The following is an 11,307-nucleotide window of genomic DNA, read 5'->3' on the forward strand; positions in this document are numbered from 1 at the left end:
TGCCTCTCGATTACGGGCACAGCTTACCTATTTCTGTTACCCTTTTCACGACTGCCTCTCGATTACGGGCACAGTTTTCTTATTTCTGTTACCCTTTTCGAGACTACCGCTCCATTTGGGGCACAGCCTTCGTATTTCTGTTACCCTTTTCGGGACTGCCTCTCCATTTCGGGCACAGCTTTTGTATTTCTGTTACCCTTTTCGGGACTGCCTCTCCATTTCGGGCACAGCTTTCCTATTTCTGTTACCCTTTTAAGCGCAGACGCTCTATTTCGGGCAAAAAAGATTCTTCAGCATATAACAAAAACCCCCTCGAAATTAAATCCAAAGGGGGTTCTACAAAAATCAATCTATTCAACCGTAACCGACTTAGCCAAGTTACGTGGCTTATCTACGTCGCAGTCGCGGTGCAGTGCTGCGTAGTAAGAAATCAATTGCATTGGTATTACAGAGATAAGAGGTGTTAATAGGCTGTGCACTTCTGGAATGACGAAACGGTCTTCGTCTGTTTCCAGTCCTTTCATGGAAATGATGCACGGGTTAGCTCCGCGGGCTACGACTTCTTTGACGTTTCCACGGATGCTTAGGTTTACAAAGTCTTGAGTTGCAAGGGCGATGACTGGTGTGCCGTCTTCAATCAAAGCGATTGTTCCGTGCTTCAATTCTCCGCCTGCAAAGCCTTCAGCCTGGATATACGAAATTTCCTTTAGCTTTAACGCGCCTTCAAGGCCTACGTAGAAGTCGATTCCGCGTCCGATGAAGAATGCGTTTCTTGTTACAGTCAGGTACTCGCGAGCAATGCTTTCGAATTCTTCTTTGTCATCACAAAGAGCTTCCATAGCAGTTGCGATGATACCTAATTCCTGTACAAGGTCAAAGTCTACTTCATGGCCAAGGCCGCGAGCTGTAACTTCAGCTAAAATAGATAGTACAGCAAGCTGTGCTGTATAAGCCTTAGTTGAAGCAACGGCAATTTCAGGACCTGCATGAAGCAATAATGTGTAATCAGCTTCACGGGAAAGTGTTGAACCAGGAACGTTCGTAATTGTTAGAGCTTTATAGCCCATTTCCTTCACCTGAACGAGAACCTGACGGCTGTCCGCTGTTTCACCGCTCTGTGAAATGAAGATGAACAATGGCTTTTCAGAAAGAAGCGGCATGTTGTAACCGAACTCACTTGAGATATGGACTTCAACAGGAATCTTCGCCAATTTTTCGATGAACTGTTTTCCGACAAGACCAGCGTGGTAAGAAGTACCCGCAGCAATGATGTAAATGCGGTCTGCTTCCTTCATCGCAGCAACGATGTCAGAGTCGATTTCTAATGCGCCTTCGCCATCCTGGTAGTTCTGGATGATTTTGCGCATTACAAGCGGCTGCTCGTCGATCTCTTTTAGCATATAGTGAGGGTATGTTCCCTTTTCGATATCGCTTGCGTCAAGCTCTGCTGTATAAGGAGCACGTTCGATGACTTCTCCCTCAAGGTTCTTGATCGTCACTTCGTCCTTCGTAACAAGAACCATTTCCTTGTCCATCAGTTCTACGTATTGGCTTGTTACCTGGATCATTGCCATAGCGTCACTCGCTACAACATTGAAGCCTTCTCCAAGACCTACTAGAAGTGGGCTCTTGTTTTTCGCAACAAAAATAGTTTCATCGTTCTGCTCGTCGATAAGGGCAAGTGCATATGAACCATGTAAAAGTGTCAGCGTTTTGCGGAATGCGTCTTCCACGCTCAGACCTTCGTTAACGAACAGTTCAAGCAGCTGAACGATTACTTCTGTGTCTGTTTCACTTTTCAATTCAACATTTTGCAAATACTCGCGCTTTAATAGATCGTAGTTTTCGATTACACCATTGTGAACAAGAGTTAATCTGCCAGTAGAACTTTGGTGAGGGTGAGCGTTCACCTTGCTTGGCGGTCCATGAGTAGCCCATCGAGTATGGCCAATACCTGCGTTTGCCATCACATCAAGGTCTACTGCAGTGCGAAGGTCAGCAATGCGTCCTTTTTCTTTAAAAACATGCACGCCATTGCCGTTGATGACTGCAATCCCCGCAGAGTCATAGCCTCTATATTCAAGCTTTTCAAGACCTTTTAATAAAATCTCTTTCGAGTCATTATTCCCAATATATCCAACAATTCCACACATAACTTCTTTTCCTCCTGTACGACAGGGAGCAAGAAGCCTTTTTAGGGGCAGCTTGCCCCCTTATCTCTTTTATAATTGGTTTGAGGTCTGACTTTTACATCATTACCTCTCTAGTTTTAGCATCCCCTTCTCTTTGTCCATTAAGTTGCCAAAATGTTTTAAAGAAGGAATTCGCGGCTGTGCTTTCAGCCGGGAGGCATCCGCCGAAAATTCGATAAACCTCCACCTCGTCAACTAATCCAATTATCCGATTCACAGATTAGTCCTGGCGCTTTTAAGTTTTCTATTTGAACCCCTGCCCACCTTTCAATTGGTTTGGTGCTTTTGTTTTTTCACAGGCTGTTTCGCATATCTTTTTAAAGTGTATTAGCGAAATAAGCCTTTTTACAAAAACAGGATTATCATACATGATACTGATGAATCCGTCAATAGAAAACACAGGAAACTGCCTACCTGTACACTTACCCATCACAGGCATGCTAAAAACTTTCCTTCATAAATAAATATGCAAAAGGACTTTGTTTTGTTCCGGACATCCTTAAATATGTAAAAACAAAAGGCGATTTGCCCCTGTTCCTTTTTAAAAACCAGTGCGCATTTTGTACCAGAATAAAAAAAGCTTAAGCACCACAACAAGGCGCTTAAGCTTGATTAAAATCTATTCCTTCAATCCCATTTCTTCCTCAACAACTGCTGCAATACGGTTAACATATTCCTGGCAAAGCTCAGCGGAAGGAGCTTCAGCCATAACACGCACTAGAGGTTCAGTTCCGGAAGGGCGAACAAGGATGCGGCCATTGCCATTCATTTCAGCTTCAACCTGTTCGATTACTTCTTTTACCTTTTGGTTGTCTGTCACGTGATGCTTGTCTGTTACTCGAATATTCACTAGAACCTGTGGATATTTCTTCATTTCACCTGCAAGCTCTGAAAGTGGCTTTCCTGTCACTTTCAAGATGTTTGCCAGCTGCAGCCCTGTCAGAAGGCCGTCACCTGTTGTATTGTAATCAAGGAAAATGATGTGTCCAGACTGCTCTCCGCCGAGATTATAGCCAGTCTTCTTCATTTCTTCTACTACATAACGGTCGCCGACTGCAGTTTGCACGCTTTGGATTCCGTGCTCTTCAAGGCCTTTATAGAATCCAAGGTTGCTCATTACGGTAGAGACAACTGTTCCTTGCTTCAGCTGGCCTCTCTCCTTCATGAACTTGCCGCAAATGTACATAATCTGGTCACCATCGACGATATTTCCTTTTTCATCGATTGCAATCAAACGGTCGCCGTCACCATCAAATGCTAGACCTAGATCTGCACCCTTCTCTTTTAAAAATGCAGCAAGCGCTTCAGGGTGAGTCGAGCCAACTCCATCATTGATGTTCAGGCCATTTGGAGATGCTCCCATTGTTGAAAGATCAGCATCCAGGTCAGCAAACAAATGCGCAGCTAATGAAGATGTTGCTCCGTGAGCGCAGTCTAATGCGATATGCAGGCCTGTAAAATCTTCATCAACAGATTGCTTCAAGTACTGAAGGTATTTTTGTCCGCCTTCGAAATAGTCATTAACCTGTCCAAGGTCTGCACCAACTGGACGTGGAAGTTCATCAGCCTCTAAATCCATTAATTGTTCGATTTCAAGCTCTTGATCATCAGAAAGCTTGAAGCCATCTGGACCAAAGAATTTAATGCCATTATCCGCTACTGGATTATGCGAAGCAGAAATCATAACTCCTGCCTGAGCACCAAGGGCCTTTGTTAAGTAAGATACCCCCGGAGTGGAGATGACACCGAGCCTCATAACTTCCGCTCCAATTGACAATAGGCCGGCAACAAGTGCTCCTTCAAGCATATGGCCCGAGATGCGGGTATCACGGCCAATCAACACCTTTGGTCTGTTATGGTCTTTCGTAAGAACATAGCCTCCGAAACGTCCAAGTTTGAATGCCAATTCTGGTGTTAATTCACTATTTGCAACGCCGCGTACTCCATCTGTACCGAAATATTTACCCATTCTTAAAATCTCTCCTTGTTTGAAAAATTGCAGTCAAATTATGCTTCTTTCTTCGCAACAGTTATATTGGCTTTTTCCTTAGCCAGTTTCCAAATAATATTTACAGGTGCTGTCACCTTCATGTCTACTTCATGCTCTCCTTCATCCAAACCGGACACATCAATCAAGATTTTAAAATTGCCGGCGGCAAGCGGAGAAACGATATTGCTTGGACCAGTAACTGTAATGTCTGTTTGGCCATTTGCAGGGTTGAGGAAGTCAACCTCAAACTCATCGTTCATACCTTCAATCTCAATCGGAATATTTGAGATTGTTTTTTCGGATTCCTTTGTTACTGTCACTGAAACCTTTACCGTCTCCGGTGAAACCTTCACGACCCCATTAGAAATGATTACAGGCAGCGTCAACTCGGTGTCATCCGTAATTTCACTGAGATCTACCTCGACCCGAACATTTTTCACTTCAGATAAAATCTCCGGATCCGCTATGATTTCCGCTTCCTTCGTATCCGCAGTAATGGATTCAATCGTTACTCCTTCGGGAGGATTCCCTTTCCGGACGATATCGATTGGCACCTTTTTACTGGAACTCTTGACAGGAATCGTTACTTCCACCGTATCAGGTTCAACATTGACATCGAGCTTATTCATATCTTTGTCTAAAACGAGGACACCGGCCTCACGCGTTATGCTGTCAGATATTTTACCGTTCGCATTAACGGTTGCTTTTACATAAGTAATTCTATCCACGAGATCCTTCGCACCAGTGATTTGAACTTTACTTGGATTTACGGTAGGTTTTTCAGCAATATAGCCTTCTTCAACAAGATTATGGCTGTATTCTGCCTCTACCTTGAATTCCTTCGTTACTTTTTCCTGAATGGAAACATTGGCATAGCCTGGTTTAATGGTTACCGTAAGCCGATCGGAAATATCTCTAATGGTGATTGGAACTCGCTGTTTACCCATGTCGGCTTTCGTCAGGTCTACAAACACCTCGAAATTCCGTAACGCTTTTGCCTGCTGTACAAGGTTTTTTGGACCTTGAAGCGTAATGGTTACTGTCTCAGGAACACCTGTTACAACAAGGGTATCTGTGTCGTAATAGCTTTTTACCGGCACTTCTTCGATTGTTTCAACTTTCTCGTCCGATGGGACATTTACATCCCCGGGTTTATCAGGGTCATTTTTAGGGACAGACCCAAAGAGCAGAATCGCAAGAACCAAGGCAACCATTTTAATGAACCATGGATTATCCATGAGTTTATCCATTTTTCTTCCCCCTCCAATTCCAGCGGGTAGAAGCTGCCTGCTTGATTCTTGATGGTGTGATTAATTCGGCGGCGAGCAGTTCTTTTAGCGTTTCCCCGCTCAAATCCCGATAAAGCTCTCCATTTCGAGTAACCGATACATTCCCTGTCTCTTCAGAAACAACGATCGTAATACTGTCGGTTACCTCACTGATTCCAAGTGCCGCTCTGTGCCTTGTTCCCAGCTCTTTAGAAATGAACGGACTTTCTGATAGCGGTAGATAACAAGCAGCAGCTGCAACGATGTTTTTCTGTATGACGACAGCTCCATCATGAAGCGGTGTATTCGGTATAAATAAATTAATCAGCAATTCAGAGGAAATCTTAGATTGAAGTGGAATGCCAGTTTCGATATAATCACTCATTCCAGTTTCTCTTTCAATCGAGATCAATGCTCCGATCCGGCGCTTTGCCATATAATCGGTTGCCTTAATAATTGCCTCCACCATTTTCTCTTCATCTTCTTCTTCCTGCAGCCCTGATCTGGAGAAAAGCCGCCCTCGACCCAATTGCTCAAGTGCTCTCCTTAATTCCGGCTGGAAGATGATGATGATGGCTAGGAATCCCCAGGTTAAAACTTGTTCCATCATCCAGCTGAGTGTATTCAATCCGAAGAAATCACTGACAAATTTCACAATAAGAATCACGAAGATTCCTTTTAAAAGTTGCACAGCCTTCGTTCCACGAATGATGGCAATCAGCTTATAAATGACGAACCAAACCAGGAGTATGTCAACAATATTGGCTAGATATTCCAATAAATCGAAATCTGCAAACGACATTGCACTTCCTCCATTAGATTAGTAAGGCTCTTTTCGTATTATTCGAGGCTTTTCATACAAACAATCTCCATTTCAATTCCAGAAGATATACATCCTTTTATGTAAGAAAACGCCCTGCCTGAAAGAGAAAACAGCCTTTAGAAAAGCTCTTTTCATAAACTTTTCGGCTTGCATTAAACAGCAGCAATCTCGAAAACAGCTCATGGTTCATAAGCAAAAATATAGCACGCATCTCTGCTCATAAACATATGTAACTTTTTTATTATAACATAAGAGAAGTTTAATTAATAATGAAGTAAATTCACAAGATTGTCAGCTTACACTCATAAGAATGGCTATACATCCGATCTCCCAGTTAATCGAGAATCTAGTAGCTGTCTGTAAATATCAATGAAAAAAAACAGCCAATCCTATTGGAAAGACTGTTCCAGACTGTAGAGACAAAACCCGATGAAAATCGTGCTTGTCTACAGTTTTTTTATTTTGGTTGGAATGTAAAACGGGTCTGTTGATTTCCATTCCAGGCGCTTCGCTTTCCGCGGGGCTGGCGGTGAGCCTCCTCGTCGCAAGCTCCTGCGGGGTCTCACCTGTCCAGCTAAGCCCGCAGGAGTCTTCGCGCCTTCCACTCCAATCAACAGGGTTTCTGTAACTGATCGTTCAACTGTATCTTTGTCGACAAACTGAAACAGTCACTCCTATTGGAATGACTGTTCTTTCTGTTCTGTTTCAAAAAGGCTTGCCGCGTTTTTGAATGTCTTTTTTATGTGGTACCAAATCCATTCAAACACTTCATTAACCTCTGTTATTTCTCCCGTCACATTTCCCGCGGAAGCCAGGTACTGTTCTCCGTTGATCACGGTCACATTCCCCTGGACCTCACCCTCTATTTTCACCTTGCCATTTCTGACAACCACATCGCCCTTTACAACTTCACCCTGGGGTACAATGACTGTGTCATTCTCCACCACCAGATTAGGCTGCTTAGAAACCGAAAATTGGTGCTCTTCATTCCATGTAGTCAAGATGCTGCCTGTCATCAAGGCTAGGAAAAGAGAAGCCGCTGTTAACAACGGATGACTTCTGAACCAGCGTTGAATTTCTGTCTTTTTCTTTTCCTTTGGCAAGCCAGCCATTACCTTTGAGGTAAAATCGCTTGGCGCCTGGATATGGGATGTGCTCTGCACAAGAGCAATGGATTTATTCAACTCCCTGAAGTATTCCTGGCAATCGTTACAACTCTGTAAATGTTCTCTCAAGACCTTCTCATGTTCTTCAGGAATTTCATCATCTAAATATTCATGCATATATTCAATTACATGTTCTGGACATTTCATTTCTTTCACCTCACATTATACGTGTCGCAATTGCTGTCTTAAGGCTTCTCTGCCTCGATGTATTCTTGTCTTTACCGTACCAAGCGGGAGATCCAGAATCTCGCTGATCTCATTCAGGCTAAGCTCTTCAATATACTTTAATACGATAACCGACCTGTATTTATCGGGTAGTTTTGAAATTTCTTTTTGAATCGTGTCCTGCAATTCAATGCTTTCGACCTCATCCTCTGGCAATGGCGTGTCAGATGGCACTTGCGAATACATATTCAAGCCCTCTGTTCCCGGAACTTCAGCATCAAGAAAATAGTCTGGTTTCTTTTTCCGAATCCGGTCTATGCAAAGGTTGGTTGCAATTCTGTATAGCCATGTAGAAAATTTCAGGTTTTGATTGAAGCTGTTTATATTGATATATGCACGGATAAAGGCTTCCTGTGCAATATCCTCTGCTTCATGCCGATTCCCAAGCATACGGTAGCAAATCTGAAATACCTTGTCCTTGTATATTTCAACAATCTCGCCATAGGCATTTTGATCTCCCTTGATCACTTGTTTTATTCTTTGTTTTACGATGGTTTCCATTAGTTTACCTCCGCGCTTCATGCGGCTAATCGATATACGAATCGATTCCGGAAAAGGTTTCGTTTTTTTTTATAAAAATATTTTTCACCTTGATTTAGTTAAAAATTAGACAAATTCATACGGAAATCGACTGTTGGATGCTCTTTTTGCTGTAAAAAGTCTAAAAAAACTCAATAAGTTAATATTAACAAATTTTTACCATATTTGTTTAAAAACTTTAATATGGGGTATAAATGAACTATATTCTAAAGAAAGCGAGGAGTTTTCGCAATGTGCGCAGAAACTTTGTTGAAGGATATTGAACAATGCCGTAAAGAAATGGTTGAACTAGCTGCTAAAACCTCGCTGTCAAACCAAAGAGTGGTAGACATCAGTACAAAGCTAGATCTATTACTAAATAAATATTATAACTTATTATCCAATAAGACAGTTATGTATTAACTATAAAGGAGCAGCAGCCAAATCTGGCTGCTGCTCCTATTTTTTTGCAATCAAACAGATATTTATATTCAATTCAAGTCACAGATATTTATATTCGATTCAAGCGTTAGATATGAAAACAATTTATTTATTATGAGGATTCGATTTTTCTAGGATGAAACGAAACCCTTATAATAGTTTTTCACCAAATAAAGAACCCATCAAAGCCACTGCAGCTATTGCTGTCTTGTTCTTTTCATCAAGAATCGGGTTGACCTCAACAAACTCCGCGGAAGTGATAATGCCTGCCTCTTCGAGCATTTCCATTGCTAAATGACTCTCTCGGTAGCTGATGCCTCCGAAAACCGGCGTACCCACACCTGGTGCATCGGTTGGATCCAAACCGTCAAGATCCAGAGAAAGATGGACACCATCGGTTTTATCTTTTAAATAGCTGATTGTTTCTTCCATAACCTTCGCCATTCCAAGTCTATCAATTTCATGCATCGTAAACACCTTGATGCCGAGTTCTTTTATTAATTCTTTTTCACCATCGTCAAGAGCACGCGCGCCGATGATGACGATATTTTCAGGTTTTACCTTAGGCGCAAATCCTCCTAATTGAGTCAATGATTCATGTCCAAGGCCCAGGCTGGCAGCCAAAGGCATTCCGTGGATATTCCCTGATGGTGATGTATCAGCGGTATTTAAATCACCGTGCGCGTCATACCATATGACGCCCAGGTTCTTGTAATGTTTAGAAACTCCAGCCAATGTTCCAATCGCAATACTATGGTCCCCACCTAACACGAGCGGGAAAGAACCAGATTCGATGATTTTATCGACTTCCTCCGCAAGCAGGTTATTTTTCTCTGCAACTAACTCAAGATTTCTCAAATTACTGTTTGGATCAATTTTCACTTCTGGCCTTCCAACCGCGATATCACCTAAATCCTCTATCTCATCAAATAATTCTCTTAATCTTTCATTGATGCCAGCATAGCGGATGGCGCTGGGCCCCATGTCGACGCCCCTTCTCATCTGCCCCAAATCCATAGGCATACCAATTATTGAAAGCTTTCTCATACCAACCCCTACTTTCTCCCCTTTTACACTATTTTAACCGCTTTCATTTCAATGACTCAACTGGACAACTTTATGAATATATATACGGTTTGGAATTTAATGAATAGTATAATCGACAATGCTTTAATATAGAGAATAAAAAAAAGCCATAAACCCTATTGGATTTATGGCTGAATGGTATTTATGTAGTGTAATGGTGGAGCCTAGCGGGATCGAACCGCTGACCTCCTGCGTGCAAGGCAGGCGCTCTCCCAGCTGAGCTAAGGCCCCATTTGGAGCGGAAGACGGGATTCGAACCCGCGACCCCAACCTTGGCAAGGTTGTATTCTACCACTGAACTACTTCCGCATAAATATTATATAAATAAGACCCCTAAAATAAAGGATTAAGTTTATTCTTAGGGGTCTTAACATGAGTGAGCCATGAAGGACTCGAACCTTCGACCCTCTGATTAAAAGTCAGATGCTCTACCGACTGAGCTAATGGCTCATAAAGTTTAGATTAATTACAAGCTGAACTTACCCAATAAGGCCTCACTGTCGCATCTAAGATGCTCGAAAGTCCTTACGGTCTTTCTCGCAAGTTGCCGCAGAAGTGGACCAAGGCAGTGAGCAACTTGCTCTACCGACTGAGCTAATGGCTCATAGGCTTAATCTACCCATTTTATCGTCTGTTAAGCATCAAATGCAAAAAGAAAATAAATGGCTGGGCTAGCTGGATTCGAACCAACGCATGACGGAGTCAAAGTCCGTTGCCTTACCGCTTGGCTATAGCCCAATGGGAAAAATAAAAAGGACATCAATTACTTGTCCAATTTTAATATGTATTAAAATGGTGGAGGGGGACGGATTCGAACCGCCGAACCCCGAGGGAGCGGATTTACAGTCCGCCGCGTTTAGCCACTTCGCTACCCCTCCACAAATCTTACTGCTGATTTAAACCAGAGAAGTAAGAAGCATGGTGCCGGCGAGAGGACTTGAACCCCCAACCTACTGATTACAAGTCAGTTGCTCTACCAATTGAGCTACACCGGCGTGGTTAAAAAAATATGGTGGAGGATGACGGGATCGAACCGCCGACCCTCTGCTTGTAAGGCAGATGCTCTCCCAGCTGAGCTAATCCTCCATTTAAAAAAGTGACCCCTACGGGATTCGAACCCGTGTTACCGCCGTGAAAGGGCGGTGTCTTAACCGCTTGACCAAGGGGCCATATTATTAATATTTTCAGAGCTTCCAAGCGGGCTCGAACCGCTGACCTCTTCCTTACCATGGAAGTGCTCTACCTGCTGAGCTATGGAAGCATTTTGCTGCCAGCTCAAATGATCGATGTCATTTAGAGATAATGGCTCCGCAGGTAGGATTCGAACCTACGACCGCTCGGTTAACAGCCGAGTGCTCTACCACTGAGCTACTGCGGAATAATGGTATTTTTCATAACTCTATGCAGTTGATTCGAATGCCTCATCCAGGAAGTTTGTCCAGGATGAAAATGCATCTTGCCCGGCGGCGTCCTACTCTCACAGGGGGAAACCCCCAACTACCATCGGCGCTGAGAAACTTAACTTCCGTGTTCGGTATGGGAACGGGTGTGACCTTCTCGCCATCGCCACCAGACATTTTTTCAAAGACAATATTCA

Annotated in this window: 8 protein-coding genes, 10 tRNA genes and 1 rRNA gene; 1 reads left to right on the plus strand and 18 read right to left on the minus strand. The window is 43.1% G+C overall.

Annotation, left to right across the window (positions count from 1 at the left end):
* Positions 1 to 350: 350 nt before the first annotated feature.
* The 6 genes from glmS to sigW all read right to left on the minus strand — a co-directional run bounded on the left by glmS (position 351) and on the right by sigW (position 8,165).
* Positions 351 to 2,153 (minus strand): glutamine--fructose-6-phosphate transaminase (isomerizing), encoded by a 1,803-nt coding sequence (gene glmS, locus WB217_RS18980; RefSeq protein WP_423994896.1) that lies wholly within the window; start codon positions 2,151 to 2,153, stop codon positions 351 to 353.
* A gap of 658 nt (positions 2,154 to 2,811) precedes the next feature.
* Entirely contained in the window at positions 2,812 to 4,161 is a 1,350-nt protein-coding gene (gene glmM / locus WB217_RS18985) for a phosphoglucosamine mutase (protein WP_423994898.1), read from the minus strand.
* 38 nt (positions 4,162 to 4,199) lie between these two features.
* Positions 4,200 to 5,432 carry a CdaR family protein gene (locus WB217_RS18990; protein ID WP_423994900.1) on the minus strand — a complete coding sequence of 411 codons (1,233 nt, stop codon included), beginning with the start codon at positions 5,430 to 5,432 and terminating at the stop codon, positions 4,200 to 4,202.
* Positions 5,425 to 6,252, minus strand: a complete 828-nt coding sequence (gene cdaA / locus WB217_RS18995; protein WP_423994901.1) for a diadenylate cyclase CdaA — start codon at positions 6,250 to 6,252, stop codon at positions 5,425 to 5,427. Before cdaA ends, WB217_RS18990 begins: the two co-directional genes overlap by 8 nt.
* A 695-nt stretch (positions 6,253 to 6,947) precedes the next feature.
* Positions 6,948 to 7,586 (minus strand): zf-HC2 domain-containing protein, encoded by a 639-nt coding sequence (locus WB217_RS19000; protein WP_423994902.1) that lies wholly within the window; start codon positions 7,584 to 7,586, stop codon positions 6,948 to 6,950.
* Between the two features lie 15 nt (positions 7,587 to 7,601).
* The gene (gene sigW / locus WB217_RS19005; protein WP_423994904.1) at positions 7,602 to 8,165 is read right to left on the minus strand and encodes an RNA polymerase sigma factor SigW; all 564 of its coding nucleotides are present in this window, start codon (positions 8,163 to 8,165) and stop codon (positions 7,602 to 7,604) included.
* 270 nt (positions 8,166 to 8,435) lie between these two features.
* Here sigW and WB217_RS19010 point away from each other — a divergent pair, with 270 nt between their 5' ends.
* Positions 8,436 to 8,606, plus strand: a complete 171-nt coding sequence (locus WB217_RS19010; RefSeq protein ID WP_423994905.1) for a Spo0E family sporulation regulatory protein-aspartic acid phosphatase — start codon at positions 8,436 to 8,438, stop codon at positions 8,604 to 8,606.
* Between the two features lie 168 nt (positions 8,607 to 8,774).
* Here the strand turns inward: WB217_RS19010 and rocF are convergent, their stop codons facing one another.
* The 12 genes from rocF to rrf all read right to left on the minus strand — a co-directional run bounded on the left by rocF (position 8,775) and on the right by rrf (position 11,284).
* Positions 8,775 to 9,671 carry an arginase gene (gene rocF, locus WB217_RS19015; RefSeq protein ID WP_423994907.1) on the minus strand — a complete coding sequence of 299 codons (897 nt, stop codon included), beginning with the start codon at positions 9,669 to 9,671 and terminating at the stop codon, positions 8,775 to 8,777.
* A gap of 194 nt (positions 9,672 to 9,865) precedes the next feature.
* A tRNA-Ala gene (locus WB217_RS19020) sits at positions 9,866 to 9,941 on the minus strand.
* A 3-nt stretch (positions 9,942 to 9,944) separates the two neighbouring features.
* Positions 9,945 to 10,019 (minus strand) — tRNA-Gly (locus WB217_RS19025).
* 68 nt (positions 10,020 to 10,087) lie between these two features.
* Positions 10,088 to 10,160, minus strand: a tRNA-Lys gene (locus WB217_RS19030).
* A 213-nt stretch (positions 10,161 to 10,373) separates the two neighbouring features.
* Positions 10,374 to 10,448 (minus strand) — tRNA-Gln (locus tag WB217_RS19035).
* A gap of 55 nt (positions 10,449 to 10,503) precedes the next feature.
* Positions 10,504 to 10,588 (minus strand) — tRNA-Tyr (locus WB217_RS19040).
* A 41-nt stretch (positions 10,589 to 10,629) separates the two neighbouring features.
* A tRNA-Thr gene (locus tag WB217_RS19045) sits at positions 10,630 to 10,705 on the minus strand.
* Positions 10,706 to 10,720: 15 nt separating this feature from the next.
* Positions 10,721 to 10,796 (minus strand) — tRNA-Val (locus tag WB217_RS19050).
* Between the two features lie 11 nt (positions 10,797 to 10,807).
* Positions 10,808 to 10,879, minus strand: a tRNA-Glu gene (locus WB217_RS19055).
* Between the two features lie 19 nt (positions 10,880 to 10,898).
* Positions 10,899 to 10,971 (minus strand) — tRNA-Thr (locus WB217_RS19060).
* Positions 10,972 to 11,013: 42 nt separating this feature from the next.
* Positions 11,014 to 11,088: transfer RNA gene (locus WB217_RS19065), tRNA-Asn, on the minus strand.
* An 80-nt stretch (positions 11,089 to 11,168) separates the two neighbouring features.
* A 5S ribosomal RNA gene (rrf, locus tag WB217_RS19070) occupies positions 11,169 to 11,284 on the minus strand.
* Positions 11,285 to 11,307 lie beyond the last annotated feature (23 nt).

The sequence above is a fragment of the Mesobacillus sp. genome, from assembly GCF_049588175.1.
In the GTDB taxonomy this organism is placed as follows: Bacteria; Bacillota; Bacilli; order Bacillales; family Cytobacillaceae; genus Mesobacillus.

Coding starts and splice junctions, on each gene's coding strand:
- glmS (WP_423994896.1), bottom strand. CDS start 2,153: ATGTGTGGAATTGTTGGATATATTGGGAATAATGACTCGAAAGAGATT.
- glmM (WP_423994898.1), bottom strand. CDS start 4,161: ATGGGTAAATATTTCGGTACAGATGGAGTACGCGGCGTTGCAAATAGT.
- WB217_RS18990 (WP_423994900.1), bottom strand. CDS start 5,432: ATGGATAAACTCATGGATAATCCATGGTTCATTAAAATGGTTGCCTTG.
- cdaA (WP_423994901.1), bottom strand. CDS start 6,252: ATGTCGTTTGCAGATTTCGATTTATTGGAATATCTAGCCAATATTGTT.
- WB217_RS19000 (WP_423994902.1), bottom strand. CDS start 7,586: ATGAAATGTCCAGAACATGTAATTGAATATATGCATGAATATTTAGAT.
- sigW (WP_423994904.1), bottom strand. CDS start 8,165: ATGGAAACCATCGTAAAACAAAGAATAAAACAAGTGATCAAGGGAGAT.
- WB217_RS19010 (WP_423994905.1), top strand. CDS start 8,436: ATGTGCGCAGAAACTTTGTTGAAGGATATTGAACAATGCCGTAAAGAA.
- rocF (WP_423994907.1), bottom strand. CDS start 9,671: ATGAGAAAGCTTTCAATAATTGGTATGCCTATGGATTTGGGGCAGATG.